The sequence below is a fragment of the Pseudomonas sp. McL0111 genome, assembly GCF_052567255.1.
Window position 1 is genome coordinate 4,711,977 of the sequence record NZ_CP199585.1, and the last position, 15,907, is coordinate 4,727,883.

The window sequence follows — 15,907 nt, forward strand, 5'->3', positions numbered from 1 at the left end:
CGTCCATATCAACGAGTGTTGAATTAATTTCTCGTCCGCCGTACCTTACTGGAATCGATCCCATAATCAAGAACAATAAGGAATCCAGCATGAGTCTGTCTCCTGCACCTGCGTTGAGCCCCGTGTTGACAGGTATTTTTGCCGGCCCTATCGTCGGACTCAAATACCAGACACCCACGCTATCCGGCGTGACCTCGGAGAATGGCGAATTTCACTACCGCGCCGGCGAGGCCATCAGCTTCCGGGTCGGCGGGATCGTGTTGGGCGCCATACCGGCCGCACCACGCCTGAATCTCGCGCAACTGGCCAATCGTGTCGACGGCAAGATCGACAAATTGCTCGATCCTTCGGTCACCAACCTCGCTCGTTTCGTGCATACCCTGGATCAGCAAGGCAGCATCGAGTCAGGCGTAAAAATTGCGCCGGTTGTGCATGAGCTGATTTGCGCCACACCGATCAATTTCAGTCCACCGGTGATGCCGATGGGCCAAGGCGGCGTGGTCGATTTTGCCAACGATCCGACGCTGCTGCAGATTCTCGAAACACTCAACGCCACGCCCGGTGTGTTCACCGACAAAACACCGCGCACACTGTGCGATGCAGCCACCAGCCGTAACGAATTACGCCGCAATATTCGCGGCATCATCAAGATGACCGATGTGCGCATTCCGTTGCGCGACGGCTCGTACGTTTGCGCCGACGTCTTCCGTCCTGCCGAGCCAGGCGAATACCCGATCGTCATGAGCAAGGGCTTTTACGGCAAGAGCTTTTACCACGACTGTATATGTAACGAGGCCGACGTCCTGCGCAAGGAACAAATGGAGGATCGTTATTTCTCCGGCAACCCGGACGGCGCCCAATACGAAAACCACGAAACCGTCGACACCTCGGTGTGGGTGCCGGAAGGCTATGTGTGCATCCGCGTCGACGCGCGTGGTGTGTGCAAAAGCCCAGGACTGCAAGCACCCTTCAGCGTTCAGGAAGCCGAAGATTATTACGACGCCATCGAATGGGCAGGCACTCAGCATTGGTCCAACGGCAACGTCGGGTTGTGGGGCATGTCGTACTTGGCGATGGCCCAGCACAGTGTCGCCAGCCTTCAACCTTCGCACCTCAAGGCCATGATCGCGCAAGGCACCGACGCGGATATCTATAACGAAGCCCTGTACGGCGGCGGCATCTTCGGCTCAGGCTTCTGGAACTGGTGGTGGAAGATCTGGTCAGGCAACAACCACTGTGGCGAGCGTCCGGAAACCGACTGGATGGCACGCGTACTGGCGACACCGTTCAACGACATCAACGCCTACGGCCCGCGCGGCAGCATCTTCATGCGGCCGGACATGAGCAAAGCCACCGCCCCGGTGTGGATCGTCGGCCCACAAGTCGGTGCGATCATTCACCAACTCGGCAGCAGTGAAACCTACATCCGTTCCACCGCTGCCAAAGCGCGCAAATTCGATTTCGCCGATGCCTGGTTCCCGGATTCCTACAGCAACAAATCGATCGCCGAACACATGCGTTACTTCGATTACTGGCTCAAGGGCATCGACAACGGAGTGATGGACGAAGCGCCGGTGCGGGTGCAGGTGCGAACCGGCAGCGGTGCCCATTTCGTCCTGCATGAAAACGAGTGGCCGATTGCGCGTACCGAATACCGTCGCTGGTACCTCGATGCTCGCCCTTCAGACTGGCAAAACGACGGTCGTCGTCCCAATGTGCTGCGCATCACTGAAACCGTGCCAACCGGGCAAAGCCGCGCCGAATACGACGCGCACCTTGATCTGGGCACGCCAACTCTCGCGCCGGCGGGCTCCAGTGACGGCACGCCACGCTGGTCGACAGGTGTCTCGTTTGTCAGCGAGCCGATGAGCGAAGACATGACTCTCGCTGGCTACATGAAGGTCGGTTTGTGGGTGGAGTCCACCGGCGAGGATATGGACGTGTTTGTGTCGCTTCGGGTTCTCGATGAGCAGGATCGCGAAATTCGCTACGAATCCGTGGTGCTGCCGGTGGATCCGGTGCACATCCACCCGGTTGGGCATGGCTTACTGAAAGTGTCCCGCCGAACGCTGGACACCGAACGCACTACCGAGTATTGGCCGGTGCACACTCACTTGGAGAAAGACTGCGCACCACTTCAGCAAGGAGACATTGTGCCGGTCGAAATCGGTCTCAACCCGAGCACCGCGATGATCCGCAAAGGCTGCCGTCTGCTGGTGGATATCCAGCCCTATGCGCCGGCCGGCGTACCGGTTCGCGCCTATGACAAAAGCTATCACGTCGATGCCGTGAACCGCATTTACACTGGGCCGGAGTACCCGAGCTTCCTGCAACTACCGATCGTTCCCTGACTGGTCAAGCGTTGTAGCCTTGAATGTGGGCATGGTCCATCTGCCGTAATGAGGTGAAACCATGCCCCCCATCAGTCAGTGGCGCTTGCGCACTTTGGGGGTGGCAGCAGCGTGTGCTGAATCGCCGGGGCGACCAACCCCACCAAGGTCTCCCGATCGGTAGCGGCAAGAATCGGCACGCCGATGATTTGTCGTCCGGTCACTATTCCCACCAGCATGGACAACGCCAGGCCTGCGCGCAGGCGCGCGTCTTGCCCAAGCGATTCGCCTGCGCCTGCGATCAACCGCGACTCAATGTAGTCGCGCAGTTGATGACGCGCCTGCTCGTTGACCATCGCATTTCTGAGCATCGCCATCAGCGGCTCCGACTCCTCGGGCGCGCCCTCCCACGCTTGTAGAAACGCTCGAACCACGCGCTCTCCAAGTTGCTCGTCGGTGCCGGCAAACACAGCACTGAGCTTCTCCAGAGCTGATTCCGGAATATTCATCACCGCCGCAAACAGCTCGTCCTTAGAGCGGAAAAACTGCATGACCATAGACACGTCAACGCCGGCATCGGCGGCCACGCGGCGCATCGTGGTCGCACCGAAACCGTCGCTGGCGAAACGCCCGCGTGCCGCTTCAAGCACCGCTTGGCGGCTGTTTCCCGAGCCAGGGCGCCGCCCGGTTTTGATTTCACGGGCATCAGCTGTGGTGGGTTCTTCTGTGGTTTTCATGGCGCCGATATTTCCCTGTGCGTGTTCATTTTTCTGTGTTCGGTATGTCGAGATACATGCTATACATAAAAACTCAACACGTGTTGAGTTAATCAGAAATCAGACTTACACTCGCGCCGCTGCACTGCGCAAAACCAAGATCTGCACTACAAGAGGACCTCTTCATGAGCGATACCCTGCAGACTTTTACTCACGCCACGGCGCTGCCTGCTGGCGATAGCGGACACAATGTCCGCAAGTTGCAAACCGGTGTGTTTTCCGGTCCGGTTGCCGGCCTCAGATATCAGACTTCTACCTTCAGCGGGCTGACGAACGAACACGGTGAATTCCACTACCGCAAGGGCGAGCGGGTTGCCTTTCTGGTGGGTAACACACCGATCGGTTCCGCACTCGGCGCCCCCCGCCTCAATCTGGCAGACATCGTCAGCCGCGTGGACGGCAACATCAACAAGTTGCTCGATGCCGGGCTGACAAACATTGCCCGCTTCCTCTGCTCGCTCGACCGCGAAGGAAATCTGGATAGCGGCATCTGCATCGACCCGGCAGCACACGAAATTATCGGCCAGTATCGCCTCAATTTCCGCCACGATATTTCCTTTGCCGGCCTCGCGTTGAACCCGGTGCTTGAGTTTGAACAGGACCCTTTGATCGCATCGGTGTTCGCCGAGCTTTCGGCCGCCGGCGTCTTTACCGATCGCACACCGCGCCAGCTCTGCCATGCGGCGACGGCACGCAATGAAGTCCGGCGAAACATTCTCGGTATTCTGCGTTTCAAGGACGTCAGAATCCCCCTGAAAAACGGCCTGCACGTGTACGCGGACGTGTTCCGTCCGGCCAAGCCAGGCCGCTTCCCGGTCATCATGAACTGCGGCCCTTATGGCCGGGCGTTCTACCATCACTCGATTACCGACGACGCCGACTTTGTCGCCCACGAGGACATGGAGGAGCGCTATTTCCACGGCAATCCCGAAGGGCAAGTGTTTGAGAATCACGAAACAGCCAACTCGGTGGATTGGGTGCCGCATGACTATGTACTGGTGCGTGTGGATGGCCCTGGCTCAGGCAAAAACCCAGGAACACTTGCGCCATTCGGCATAGAAACGGCCGAAGCCTTTCGCGATGCGATTGACTGGGCGGGAGTACAGCCCTGGTCAAACGGTAATGTCGGGCTGTGGGGTATGTCGTACTACGCGATGAGCCAGCACGCAGCGGCAAGCCTTGAGCCGCAGCATCTGAAAGCAATGATCGCCATCGGCACCGATGTTGATCTGTACGAGGAGGTTGCCTATACCGGTGGCATTCTCAACGAGGAGTTCTTCAGCCACTGGTACAAGGCCGGCGTACTGGCTGCGGTGTGTGGTGAGCCAAATGCAGTCGACTTTATCGGCATGCTCAAGGAGGCCACGTTCAAGGATTCGGATACCGCCAAGGCGTTCGGCCCACACTCGACGATTCTGATGAACCCGGACATGAGCAAAGTGAACGTGCCGCTGTGGTCCATTGCCTGCACAACGCACATGGCGCATTTCCATCAGCTCGGCAGCAGCGAGGCTTATCTGGCCACGAACACGGCGTCGAAGAAGATCGACTTCTGGGAAGACTGGTTCACCAAAGCCTATTCGCGAACCGCCATCGCCGATCATCGGGCGTTTTTTGACCATTGGTTGAAAGGCATCGACAACGGCATCATGGACACCCCTCCGGTGCGTCTTGAGATTCGAAGTGGCAATGGCGCCTCCTACATTCAGGAAGAGCACGAATGGCCCATCGCAAGAACGAACTATCCACAATGGTTCTTCGACGCCACACCATCAGACTGGCAAGGCGACGAGCACCGCGACGACTTTCTGCGTCTGGCGTTGACCCCTCCTGTCGTCAACGGGCAGGCCGACTACTCCGCGCAAATTCCCTTGGCGCTGCGCACGGGCATCCCGCCGTGCTTTCTTCCCGTCAAACCCCCTTCAGTACTGGAAATATGGAAAACCGGCATTTCGTTCATCAGTGATCCCGTGACGCAAGACATGGTGTTCGCGGGGTATGGCAAAGCGCGGCTGTGGGTGTCTTCCACCAGCGAGGACATGGATATCTTCGTGAGCCTGCGTGTACTCGATGAAAACGGCCTGGAAGTCGACTACGCCGGCCCGACCACAATGGGCATGAATGTGCCCAACTATCCCTTGGCCAAGGGCTGGTTGAAGGCGTCGCATCGCCAAGTGGATGCATCGCGTACCACCGAGTACACGGTCAAGCACACGCACCTTAAAGCCGACCATGCACCGCTCGAAAGCGATGAAGTGGTAATGGTTGAAATCGAGATCATTCCCAACACAGCGTTGATCCGCAAGGGTTACCGCCTGCGCGTGGATATCCAGCCTTTCGACGGTGTCGATCACGGCCCTCGGCACGGATATGACAGCGCCTGCCACGACGGAGCGCGAAACACGGTCTACAGCGGGCCGGATCGCCAGGGTTTTATTCAGCTTCCGATTGTTCCAGCGAAAGCACCGTTGCACCTCTAACAAAAATGAGTACAGGAGATAGCTATGACGCTCGAAGAACTTGCCGCGCGCACCGAAATTCACGATGTCCTGCTGCGCTATTGCCGTGGCCTCGACCGGATTGACATGTCACTGGTGCGTGGCGCTTTCCATAAAGACGCCTACATCCACTTTCCAGAAAGCCTTCATGTCGGCGGCGCCGAGGGGTTTTTTCAGTTCCTGACTGACGAAATGCCGCGGTTTAACCGTACTCAGCATTTCCTCGGAAATAGCCTGGTCGAATTCGATGGCCCCGAGATTGCGTTCGTGGAAACCTACCTACAGGCTGACCACGCCGCTTCAGAGCGTCATCACTGGAAAGGCGATACGGTTAAATTATGGGCGCGCTATTTTGATCGATTTGAACGTCGTGACGGTGTTTGGCTGATTGCCGAGCGGCGCCTTATGGTCGATTTGATGTACCGCTATCCGAAGGGAAACTGGTTCGACGATCATCCAGACGCTTCCGGCAGTCCGCGTGACGGCACTGATCGGGTATTGCGCAAGGTGGCCGGTTATTCGGGCACCCCGATCGGGCAAAAATCACTCGCAGACGCTTGATCGACGAACACCAGAGGGGCAATGCCCCTCTGCACCCTCCCCCGCAAAACGCCGCGATTATTGCAACCTGCGAACGGCCGGCTGGTTACCAAACCGGAAACGGCTGAGCAGTTGAATGTGCTCCTGGGTCACCTGTTGGATTGTACTGATCGCCGCCATCATCAGCGCTGAAGGCTTTGGCCCGGTCGGCTGCACCAACAGCAGCTCCAGCGTCAGGCCGGCACCGGCAAAGGGGTTGATCCTGAAGTCCCGCTCTGCAGGTTCAACACTGAAATCGTGAACGAATAGCAGGCCGGGAAGAATCGCCATCCACTCGCTCTGCCTGATCAGGTCGAGCGTGGCCAGCACCGCATCAAGCTGGTAACAGGGGCCAGGCCCCGAAAGAGCTTCCAGTTGTGATCCGATCCACTGCGCATACTCGCGACTGTCAGGGGCCAACAGCTTGAACCCCGTCAGCTCGTCGAGCTCAATCAGTTCGCCATGCTCGAAGCCACTGTCATGGGTGATTGACGAGACCAGAAACGCAGGTGTGGCGGCAAATACTGTTGTGGACAGATCCGCCGGTGGCTGCGAAATCGATGGGATGATCGCAAAGTCGAGTTCGCCGGCCCGCACCATGTCGATCAGCATGTTACTCGGGGCGTCGATCACTGCGATTGAGGCATTGGGATTCTGCGACATCAGACGCAAATAGGCCGGCGCGAGCTGATAGGTCGCCAGCGTCGGTGTTACCCCGAAGCGAACTTCGCCGGGCAGGCCCTGCTCGAATGTATCCAGCGACCGCAGTGCCCTGGAATTGGCCGCCACCACCTCCAGACAGTGCTGATAAAAGGAGGTGCCCGCAGCGGTAGGCTCTACACCTTTCAGTCGGTCAAACAGCTGCACGCCGAGCATTTCTTCGATCTGTTTGATGTGCTGGGAGATGCCCGACTGAGTGGCGAACTCACGTGCTGCCGCCGCCGTGAATGATCGCGTCTCGTACACCGCCACGAACATTTGCATTTCCCGCAAACCGGGCAGCGAGTCATTCATGGCGCGATATCTCATTGAAGTCTGCGTTTGACGGCTGCTCGCCATGGGCGATACGGATCGGTATCGCGTTGATGTCTTCGGTAGCCTTCTTCAAAAACTCGATGAAGTTCTGGGCAATCTTCGACAAGGGTTTGCGCGCCGGCTCTACCAGCAGCATTTCGTCCCAGAGAATCGGATCGGCCAGCGGGTTAAGCGTAAAACGCTTGCGCCGCAGATCGTCGGCGATAAACAGGCCAGAAATAATCGCCGCCCAGTGGCTGGAGCGCACCAGGTCCATGGCGCCCAGCATGGACTCGAACCAGTTGAGGCGCTGCACGACTTGCACCTTGTGATCGATCAGGTACTGCTCCAGCAGCGGTCGTCGTCCGATCGGCAGCACCAGATGCAAATCCTTGATGTCGCTCAGACGCACCGGTTCGCAGTGCGGCAAGCCTGAGTCAGGTGATGACACCAGAAACGCCGGTGTTCTCGTGAACAACGATGTACTCAGCCCGACCGCCCCGCCACCGCCGTCGTAAGACATACGTTGCGTGATGGCGAAATCCAGCATGCCACGACGCACTGCGGTCGCAATCACGCTGCCTGCGCCTTCGGTAAGGTGCACGGAAACGTTGGGATAAGCGGCTTCAAAAGCCAGCAGTGCGCGGCTGAATACCGAACGCGTCATGGTCGGGATCATGCCTATACGCAGCGAACCGTCCGACGGCTCTGCGCGATGACCGACTGCGTTGCAGGCGCTTTCGTGCTGACGCAGCAACTGCACACATTGCTGGTAATAGGCATGCCCGGCAGGCGTGGGAATAATCGTGCGGTCGCGGGCGAACAGCCGCACGCCCAATTGATTTTCCAACTGCCGAACATGCGCAGACACGCCGGACTGTCCTAGCCCTTCGCGGCTGGCAGCAACGGTGAAGGAGCCTTCCTCGTACACGGCAACAAACATGCGGATGTGCATCAGCTTGGGGAGCATCATGCGCGGAATCGTCTCTTATTATGCTTGCTGATCACCGCCAGCAATTTATAGGTGGCTCGTACTCTATCCATATCGGGAATGGCTTGCCAGCCCTGATCCAACCTCGATGAACAGGCACAAAATCACAGGCTCCGGACAGGGAAAAAAAGGGGTTAACGAGGGAGACGACGGCAAGACTATGCTTGCCGATCGTCCATGATCCGGAGGATGACGGTTCAGCAGGTTTTCATCATGCCGCCGTCGACAGCCAACACCTGTCCCGTCACGAACTGTGCGTCCTCGCTGGTCAAAAACAGCATTGGTCCGACAATATCGTTGGGCACCGCCATTCTCTTGAAGGCCTGTAAATTGACAATGCTATCGCGTACGACCTCGGGTATATGGCTGGTGCCGGGTGTCGCTGTCAGTGCGGGCGCGAGCGTATTGACGGTAATGAAGTCCTTGCCCAGATCATTCGCCAGTCCTCGGGTGAAGCCAATGATGCCCATCTTGCTTGCCATGTAATGGCTGACGCCGATGGCGTTGGTGACGATCGATGTCGAAGAGACGTTAACGATGCGCCCCCAGCCATTAGCGCGCATCATCGGCACGAAGACTTTTGCGCTCAAAAACATACTGTCGAGATTGATCTCAAAAGTGCGCCGCCAGGTTTTGAATTCCAATTCATCGAAGTGCACATTGGGGTAGATCCCGGCGTTGTTGACCAGAATGTCGCAGCGTCCGTAGTGGTTTTTGACGATTTCGCCGGCAGCGATCCAGTCGGCTTCCTGGCTGACATCACAATGAACGGCAATAGCTTGGCCGCCCGCCTCCTCAATCCGCTCGCGGGTTTGCGAAAGATCGGCGATGTCCAGCAGTGCCAGAGCGGCGCCACGTTGTGCCAGTTGAATCGCCAGTTCCTGGCCAATGCCCTTGGCAGCGCCCGAAACAACTGCGACGCGATTTTTATGGGTTTGCACGGCATCTACCCCAAAGGTTAAAGGTTGTCGTTGCCCCGCCGCGCGCCACTATCGAGTAGCGCGGCAAGGTCAGGGTTAGCCACCAAAGCGCGGCTCTGGCAGCCCTTGCACCCCCAAACCACGCACGGCGAAAAGACTCCCGCGCATCATGTTGTCACCTGGATAGCGTGGCAACGGCGGCTTGGCCATCGAAGTGACAAACAACGTGTCCATGTCAGGCCCGCCAAAGTTGACGCTGGTGACCTTCTTTACCGGCATTTCGATGACCCGATCGAGGCTGCCGTCCGGCGCAAAGCGGCATAACTTTCCGGCGTAGACCTGAGCATTCCAAAGGTAGCCTTCGGCATCGACAGTCGAGCCGTCAGTGGCTGTCGCCTCGGTAAAGCCTGCTTTGGTGAAGGTGCGGCGGTTGGCAATGCCGCCGGTTTCGAGGTCGTAGTCATACGCCCAGATTTCACCGGAAAAAGTATCGGAGAAATAGAACGTCGAACCGTCGGGGCTCCAGCATGGCCCGTTGGAAATCGCGAAACCTGAATCGAGCGTATGCACCGAAAGATCCGGGTCGATACGAAACAGCGTGCCATCGGCGAAGCCCTCGCGGGTGTCCATGCTGCCGACGATGAAACGCCCGCGCGCGTCAACCTTGCCATCGTTCAAGCGGTTATGCGGCTTGTCAGCCTCGGGATTGACGATCAGCTGTGTCTCGCCCGTGTCGAAGTCGAGGAAGTGAAACCCCGAACCCAGCGCCACAATGGCGCCGCCATTACGACGTAGCGCCATCGATCCGATGGTGTCGGGCATTTCCCACGTACGCACCTCGCGCCCGTCAGCGGTACAGCGATAAATGCGACCGCCGACCACGTCGATCCAGTACAGGCGCTGCTCCTGCACATCCCATACAGGGCCCTCACCGATGGTGGTTTTTACGTCCACCAGAACATCGATCTGCATGTTATCTCCTGGATTTTCCTGAACTGGAATGAGGCGATCCGACCCAAGCTGAACCGCGATGTTGAACGGGGCTGCTTAAGCTTTTGGTGGTTCGGCGATGGTGATGAACACGCCGTAAGGGTCTTTGAAGCTGAACCAGGTCATGGTCAGGTTTTGCCCCGGCTTACGGATGATGATGTCTTTGGGCTCGCAAACCACCTCGACACCTTCGTACGCGCTGATCTTTTCAAAGGCTTCGCGAGTGTTTTCAACCAGCAGTGCGAGACGGGTAATCCCGACCTGATTCATCAAGTCATACGGGCCATCGCCGATGATCGTTGCCGGTTTGGTGTACTCGATCAGGTTGATTTCGGTGGCGTGCTTGGCATCGGCGCCTGCTGTGAGGATGTGATGGGCGTAAATGCTGATCTCATCTTCGGCGAAACCCAGCAGCGGGCCATCCGCTTCATCGGTTCTGGTTTCAAAGGTCGAAACAAAACCCAGTACATCGCGGTAGAACTTGAGAGCCTGATCAACGTCCGGGACGGTGATGCAAACGTGAAGCAGTTTTTTAACCAGTGCGTTCATGACTTTTACCGCCCTTTAATTAGCCGTTCCAGGTGTTAGTGAGGTCGTAACGCGTTGCCCATTGGACGTCATACACCTTGTCGCCCCAGGTCTTTGTCTTGTCTTCACCAGCTTCAATGCGCGACGGGCTCTTCATCCAGTCTTCGAATTTTTCCTGGCTGTCGAATTCATAAATCGTCAGGTACGTCGGGCACGGCTGGGTGGTTACGCCGACGTGATAGGTCTCTTCGGCCAGTTTGAAGCGGCTGACTTTTCTCACGCAGTCGCCCTGCATCAACATCGGTACGTGCACGTCGTCGTACCAAACATTGAACTTGTCTTCGTCTTCCGCTGAGCAATTGATGCCCACTGTCCAGATAACGCTCTGGTCATTCATGATTAGTTCCCAATATAAAAAGTTGCTCTTCGCCAGAGCCCCACAATGGAATTTCGGGCAATAGAAACCCCAGACCACTTCCGTCAAACAATCGGAAGTGGATCCGTCGTTGCTATTAACTGATTACTTTTTGGCGATGGCTTCGAAGAACCGGACCTTGCCTTCTTCGCGATGACTGCGCAGCGTGTGGGTGGTCATCACCGGATGCTGTTCGTACGCGGGTTCAGGCACATTCGGGTTGCCTGTCCAGGAAATCAGCCGGCACACACGATTGCTGATGCGCCAGCCTTTGTCGGTGCGCACCAGAATATCGTCGTACCAGCCACGACCAACCCAGTCAGGGCCACCCACTGCCGAATCACGGGACAGCAGCCAGTCACCGTAGGTCAGCGCGTAGGCTGTGTCGCCATCAACGTGTACGCAGGAACCGGTCATGGTGTGCATGTGATTGGTCAGTGTTTCGTGAAAGTCCTTGAAGGCGAACTTCAGCGCACCGACCGACTTCCAGACGGCGCCGGCCGGCCCGAAATCAGCGTGGGCATCCTCGGTAAACACCTCGTCCAGCAAGTCCCAGGCGTGAGCGTCCAACGCGACGCCATACAGGTTGATGACATCAATAATTTCGGACTTGTCTTGTGTGACACTCATTTAAATTCTCCGATTTTTCCGAGTAATAAATTCTACAAACACGGGTTACTTGCAGTACTCAATCACTTCCAGAACGTTGTCGAACGGATCTTTGAACGTGAGGATCTTGAATTTACCGCCGGTTGGCGCGATCACCACTTGTGGCTCGCAGAGAAAAACGATGTCGCCGCGTGCCTTGAGCTTCTCATGAATGGCATCGGTGTCGTCTACACCAAACGCCATACGGTTGATGCCAGCGTGGTTCAGCGGCGCAGAAGTGTTTTTGTTGACCACGGTTTTTGGCTCGACGAACTCGATCAGGTCGATAACCGTGGCGTTGTCCTTGTCTTTGCCGACGAGGTGATCGGCATGGATTTCAATGATCTGGTTCGGGAAACCAAGGATTTCACCGGGCGCCCTTTCGTGGCGCAGTTTGCCGATGGACTCAAGGCCGAGCACGCCGCAGTAAAACTCAAGTGCAGCATCGATATCAGCAACGGTGATGCACACGTGAAACAGGCGATTGATATAGCGATCCATGGTGTTTCCTTATTGTTGGTGGTTTGAAAAGTCAGGTGGACGGGTTACGGCAGGCATCTTTCGAATACCGGCTTCTCGGGTTTGGTTGCGGAGAAGGGTGCTGAGATCGCTGGCGGCGGTGTTTGATCGGTGACCTCGACGACGGCGCCGACGCGTGCGCCGGGCAGCAGAAAGCGCGCCAGTGCCGGGATCAGTACCAGAGCGCCAAGCATGTTCCACAAGAACATGAACGCCAGCAGCAGGCCCATGTCCGCCTGGAACTTGATGCTGGAAAAATGCCAGGTCGCGACCGCTGCCGCCAGCGTGATACCGGTCAGCAATACCACCCGGCCAGTGAACTGCAGCGCCGTGGCGTAGGCTTGTTTCAACGTGGCTCCGGCACGCATTTGCGCAAGCGTCACGCTCAACACGTACAGCGCGTAATCCACGCCGATGCCGACGCCAAGGGCGATCACCGGCAAGGTTGCCACCTTGACGCCCATGCCCAGCGCGACCATCAACGCTTCGGCGAGAATCGAGGTGAGCATCAGCGGCAGCATCGCGACCAGCACCGCTCGCCATGAGCGGAACGTCACAAAGCACAGCAGCGCCACGGCCCCGTACACCATGAACAACATCTGGTACCAGGCCTTGTGAACCACGATGTTGGTGGTCGCGTCGATCCCGGCGGAACCGGCCGCCAACAGGAAGGTGGCGTCCTTGTCATTGTTTTTAGCGGCGAAGCTTTCGACCAGGTCGACCACTTGCTGCAGGGTCTCGGCGCGGTGATCACGCAGGTAGGCGTACACCGTCAGCAGGTTGCATTCTTCGTTGTACAGCTCACGCGGTGCCCGGGCGGTGATGGTGTTGAGCATGCTTTGATTGCTCGACAGGTCGTACCACAGCGGACTGCCCTCGTTCATGCCGACCATCAGGCGCCGTTGCAGACGCGCAATCGACTGGGTGGATTCGACACCAGGAAGATCCATCAACGCCCATTCCAGTTGGTCGACCCGACGCAACACGTCGTACTGGCTGCAGTTGCCTTCGGATGTCTTGACCATGATCGCGAAGAGATCATTGCTCGCGCCGTAGTTAGTGGTCAGGTAGCTGACGTCGCGGTTGTAGCGCGAATCGGCTTGCAGCTCAGGAGCGCCAGGGTCGAGATCGCCGACCTTCAGTTGCGTGCCGACGGCCACGCCGACCACCGCGAGCACCGCCGCCGTGACGATCGCTGCCGTTGCACGACGGCCTTCGGTAAAGCGCACCAGCCAGATAAAGAACGCACTGCTCTCCCCGGCGGCGGTCGCCGATTCCCGGCGCACGGCGCGTTCGGCGGCTTTACGGCTGACACCGACGTAGCTCAACAACACCGGCAGCAGGATCAGGTTGGAAATCACCAGGACCAGCACGCCGAGGCTGGCGGCGATGGCCAGTTCGCGGATTACCGGAATGTCGATCATCAGCAGCACCGCGAAGCCAACGGCGTCCGCCAACGGCGTCCGCCAACAGAGCAGTCAGGCCTGCAAGGAACAGGCGGCGAAAGGTGAAACGTGCCGCGACATAGCGGTGCGTGCCACGGCCGATGTCCTGCAGAATCCCGTTCATTTTCTGCGCGCCATGGCTGATGCCGATGGCGAAGATCAGAAACGGCACCAACATCGAGTACGGGTTCAGCGAGTAACCCAACAGCGGCAGCAATCCCAGTTGCCAGAGCACGCCGGTTAACGATGTGATCACCACCAGTGCGGTGCTGATCGCATCGCGGTTGTACAGGAACACCATTGCCGCGCAGATGATCAGTGCGATGAAGAAGAAGCCGATCACCTCCTGCATGCCATCCATGAGGTCGCCGGACAGCTTGGCAAACCCGGTGATGTGAATGGCCACCTCGTCACTGCTGTACTTGGCGCGCAATTGCTCCAGCTGCTTGGACAGCGCCGCGTAGTCCAGCGGTTTGCCGGCCGCGTCATGTTCCAGCAGCGGCACTTGAATCACCGTCGAGCCGCCGTTGACCGCGACCAACTGGCCGATTTCGCCCGAGCGCTGCACGTTCATGCGCAACTCTTCGATCTTCGCTGGCGAGCCGTCGTAGTGCGCAGGGATCACCTGACCACCGTCCAGACCGTCTTCGGTCACCGCGGTCCAGCGCACGTTCGGCGTCCACAGCGATTTCATGAACGCGCGATCCACGCCCTGCAGGATGAACACGTCATCGTTGACCTGACGCAGCGTTTCCAGATAGTGCGCGTTGTAGATGTCGCCCTTGCGAGCCTCCACCGCGATGCGCACCGAGTTACCCAGGCCCGTCAGCTCTTTTTTGTGCTCCAGATAATTGGTGATGTACGGGTGGCCGGTCGGAATGGTCTTTTCGAAGCTGGCATTGAGCTTCAGGCTCAGCGCGCTGAAGCCCAACAGGACGGTGACCAGCACGCACAAACACAGCACCAGGATGCGGTGGTTGAACACGGCGCGTTCGAGCGCATTGCCCGAGCGCGGATCAAAGTCTTCGAGCCGGCAAGCACCGGTCTCAGCAGGTTTCACTGTGGTCATGTCATTAGACTCTTATAAGGCGCGTCGAGTGAGCGTGCAGGTGGATGTCGTCAACCAAGCCGGGAGACTCCACCCATGCTGGTGGCCACCAGCCCACCGTCTGCGGCTTCGACCAGCGAGGTCAGCGGCAAGCGTCGCGGCAGTTGCTGTTCGGCAAAATGGACACCACCGTCGTGACTTCCAAGCACTCGCCCGCCCTGTGCCAACAGCATCACTCGGCCATCGCGCAGTTCAACGCTGGACAGAATCGTCAACGGCGCTGCCAGTTCGATAGCGTTCACGGTTGTACTCCCCGAGTCGATGCGGCACGCAGCCCCCAACAGCCCGGCGAAGACAAAACTCCCACCGCGCGTGGCCGTTGCGGTGAACAGGGTGCGTTCGGAAGGTGCCGCCAATGCCGTGAAGCTCGCGCCATCGTCGTCGCTACGCATCAGCACGCCCTGCTCGCCCGCCACCACCCAGGTCTTGGCGTGATGGGCAATCGTATACAGATGCATGCTCATGGGATTGGCCAGACGTTCGCGGCAAGGCGTCCAGGTTTTGCCGCCATCATCGGTGCTGGCGGCGAGGCCGAAGGCGCCCACCACCATCCCGTGCAACGCATCGGCAAAACAGATCGACAGCAGCGGTTTGTCTGCACCGTCATCCACCAGACGCTCGGCCTGCTGGACGCGGTGTTCGCGATCGGCATCGGTGTCGGGCAACGCCTGTGCCTGAACGAGACTGGCCTGTGCCAGGGCGATTCCATCGGTCTGAATGGACCAGTTCTCGCCACCGTCAGAGGTATGCAACACAACGCCACTGTGGCCAGCGATCCAGCCCTGACGGGCATCGACAAAACTCGCTGATGTCAGCGTCACACTCACCGGCACGCGGGCCTGGCGCCAATGTCGGCCGCCATCGTCGGACAGCACCACCATGCCACGTTCGCCCACCGCCACCAAGCGGTCACCGGCCACCACCACGCGAGTCAGCACAGCCTGTGCTGCCCGGGGGGTCATGGTCGCCGGTTGGCCGAGCAGACCAGGCATGGCTGCCGAAGCGAACGCTACCGTGGTAGAGGCCAGAGTCGGGGCCAACAACACTTGCAAACCCAGGCCCAACCCCACCAGCAACAGCCCGCGACGGGATACGTCGACGCCTTCATTGTTATTGTTATTCATACCGGTCATCTCATCAGGTTCA

At 58.3% G+C, this 15,907-nt stretch carries 13 protein-coding genes and 1 pseudogene; 3 read left to right on the plus strand and 11 right to left on the minus strand.

What is annotated here, in order from left to right; genetic code table 11:
• Positions 1 to 89: 89 nt before the first annotated feature.
• Positions 90 to 2,351: a CocE/NonD family hydrolase gene (locus ACTWLJ_RS21495; RefSeq protein WP_445178348.1), complete on the plus strand. Its 2,262-nt coding sequence runs from the start codon at positions 90 to 92 to the stop codon at positions 2,349 to 2,351.
• A 71-nt stretch (positions 2,352 to 2,422) separates the two neighbouring features.
• Here the strand turns inward: ACTWLJ_RS21495 and ACTWLJ_RS21500 are convergent, their stop codons facing one another.
• On the minus strand, positions 2,423 to 3,067 hold the full coding sequence (locus ACTWLJ_RS21500; protein WP_445178349.1) for a TetR/AcrR family transcriptional regulator: 645 nt from the start codon (positions 3,065 to 3,067) through the stop codon (positions 2,423 to 2,425).
• A 164-nt stretch (positions 3,068 to 3,231) separates the two neighbouring features.
• On the opposite strand from ACTWLJ_RS21500, the gene ACTWLJ_RS21505 reads away from it, so the two are divergent.
• Together ACTWLJ_RS21505 and ACTWLJ_RS21510 are read left to right on the plus strand one after the other, a co-directional pair.
• Positions 3,232 to 5,586, plus strand: a complete 2,355-nt coding sequence (locus ACTWLJ_RS21505; RefSeq protein ID WP_445178350.1) for a CocE/NonD family hydrolase — start codon at positions 3,232 to 3,234, stop codon at positions 5,584 to 5,586.
• Between the two features lie 24 nt (positions 5,587 to 5,610).
• Entirely contained in the window at positions 5,611 to 6,165 is a 555-nt protein-coding gene (locus ACTWLJ_RS21510; protein ID WP_427632136.1) for a nuclear transport factor 2 family protein, read from the plus strand.
• 57 nt (positions 6,166 to 6,222) lie between these two features.
• On the opposite strand, the gene ACTWLJ_RS21515 is transcribed toward ACTWLJ_RS21510, so the two are convergent.
• The 10 genes and pseudogenes from ACTWLJ_RS21515 to ACTWLJ_RS21560 all read right to left on the minus strand — a co-directional run bounded on the left by ACTWLJ_RS21515 (position 6,223) and on the right by ACTWLJ_RS21560 (position 15,885).
• Entirely contained in the window at positions 6,223 to 7,197 is a 975-nt protein-coding gene (locus ACTWLJ_RS21515; protein WP_445178351.1) for a LysR substrate-binding domain-containing protein, read from the minus strand.
• On the minus strand, positions 7,190 to 8,170 hold the full coding sequence (locus ACTWLJ_RS21520; protein ID WP_445178352.1) for a LysR family transcriptional regulator: 981 nt from the start codon (positions 8,168 to 8,170) through the stop codon (positions 7,190 to 7,192). The genes ACTWLJ_RS21515 and ACTWLJ_RS21520 overlap by 8 nt, the downstream gene beginning before the upstream one ends.
• Before the next feature lie 215 nt (positions 8,171 to 8,385).
• Positions 8,386 to 9,129, minus strand: coding sequence for an SDR family NAD(P)-dependent oxidoreductase (locus tag ACTWLJ_RS21525; protein ID WP_445178353.1), 744 nt, complete (start codon positions 9,127 to 9,129; stop codon positions 8,386 to 8,388).
• Positions 9,130 to 9,204: 75 nt separating this feature from the next.
• Entirely contained in the window at positions 9,205 to 10,080 is an 876-nt protein-coding gene (locus ACTWLJ_RS21530; protein ID WP_445178354.1) for an SMP-30/gluconolactonase/LRE family protein, read from the minus strand.
• A gap of 75 nt (positions 10,081 to 10,155) precedes the next feature.
• The gene (locus ACTWLJ_RS21535) at positions 10,156 to 10,647 is read right to left on the minus strand and encodes a VOC family protein (RefSeq protein WP_017337778.1); all 492 of its coding nucleotides are present in this window, start codon (positions 10,645 to 10,647) and stop codon (positions 10,156 to 10,158) included.
• Between the two features lie 19 nt (positions 10,648 to 10,666).
• The gene (locus tag ACTWLJ_RS21540; protein ID WP_017337777.1) at positions 10,667 to 11,023 is read right to left on the minus strand and encodes a DUF4286 family protein; all 357 of its coding nucleotides are present in this window, start codon (positions 11,021 to 11,023) and stop codon (positions 10,667 to 10,669) included.
• Between the two features lie 123 nt (positions 11,024 to 11,146).
• The gene (locus tag ACTWLJ_RS21545; protein WP_424488168.1) at positions 11,147 to 11,671 is read right to left on the minus strand and encodes a nuclear transport factor 2 family protein; all 525 of its coding nucleotides are present in this window, start codon (positions 11,669 to 11,671) and stop codon (positions 11,147 to 11,149) included.
• 45 nt (positions 11,672 to 11,716) lie between these two features.
• Complete coding sequence (locus ACTWLJ_RS21550) at positions 11,717 to 12,190, minus strand: VOC family protein (RefSeq protein ID WP_401208181.1); 474 nt, start codon at positions 12,188 to 12,190, stop codon at positions 11,717 to 11,719.
• Between the two features lie 44 nt (positions 12,191 to 12,234).
• Positions 12,235 to 14,722, minus strand: a pseudogene (locus tag ACTWLJ_RS21555) (efflux RND transporter permease subunit).
• A 50-nt stretch (positions 14,723 to 14,772) separates the two neighbouring features.
• Entirely contained in the window at positions 14,773 to 15,885 is a 1,113-nt protein-coding gene (locus ACTWLJ_RS21560; protein WP_427632147.1) for a WD40/YVTN/BNR-like repeat-containing protein, read from the minus strand.
• Between the last annotated feature and the right edge of the window lie 22 nt (positions 15,886 to 15,907).

Excerpts from the sequence above, each read along its gene's own strand:
- ACTWLJ_RS21505 (WP_445178350.1), top strand. The coding sequence starts at position 3,232 with ATGAGCGATACCCTGCAGACTTTTACTCACGCCACGGCGCTGCCTGCT.
- ACTWLJ_RS21510 (WP_427632136.1), top strand. The coding sequence starts at position 5,611 with ATGACGCTCGAAGAACTTGCCGCGCGCACCGAAATTCACGATGTCCTG.
- ACTWLJ_RS21520 (WP_445178352.1), bottom strand. The coding sequence starts at position 8,170 with ATGATGCTCCCCAAGCTGATGCACATCCGCATGTTTGTTGCCGTGTAC.
- ACTWLJ_RS21560 (WP_427632147.1), bottom strand. The coding sequence starts at position 15,885 with ATGAATAACAATAACAATGAAGGCGTCGACGTATCCCGTCGCGGGCTG.
- ACTWLJ_RS21545 (WP_424488168.1), bottom strand. The coding sequence starts at position 11,671 with ATGAGTGTCACACAAGACAAGTCCGAAATTATTGATGTCATCAACCTG.
- ACTWLJ_RS21500 (WP_445178349.1), bottom strand. The coding sequence starts at position 3,067 with ATGAAAACCACAGAAGAACCCACCACAGCTGATGCCCGTGAAATCAAA.
- ACTWLJ_RS21515 (WP_445178351.1), bottom strand. The coding sequence starts at position 7,197 with ATGAATGACTCGCTGCCCGGTTTGCGGGAAATGCAAATGTTCGTGGCG.
- ACTWLJ_RS21535 (WP_017337778.1), bottom strand. The coding sequence starts at position 10,647 with ATGAACGCACTGGTTAAAAAACTGCTTCACGTTTGCATCACCGTCCCG.
- ACTWLJ_RS21550 (WP_401208181.1), bottom strand. The coding sequence starts at position 12,190 with ATGGATCGCTATATCAATCGCCTGTTTCACGTGTGCATCACCGTTGCT.
- ACTWLJ_RS21530 (WP_445178354.1), bottom strand. The coding sequence starts at position 10,080 with ATGCAGATCGATGTTCTGGTGGACGTAAAAACCACCATCGGTGAGGGC.
- ACTWLJ_RS21495 (WP_445178348.1), top strand. The coding sequence starts at position 90 with ATGAGTCTGTCTCCTGCACCTGCGTTGAGCCCCGTGTTGACAGGTATT.
- ACTWLJ_RS21540 (WP_017337777.1), bottom strand. The coding sequence starts at position 11,023 with ATGAATGACCAGAGCGTTATCTGGACAGTGGGCATCAATTGCTCAGCG.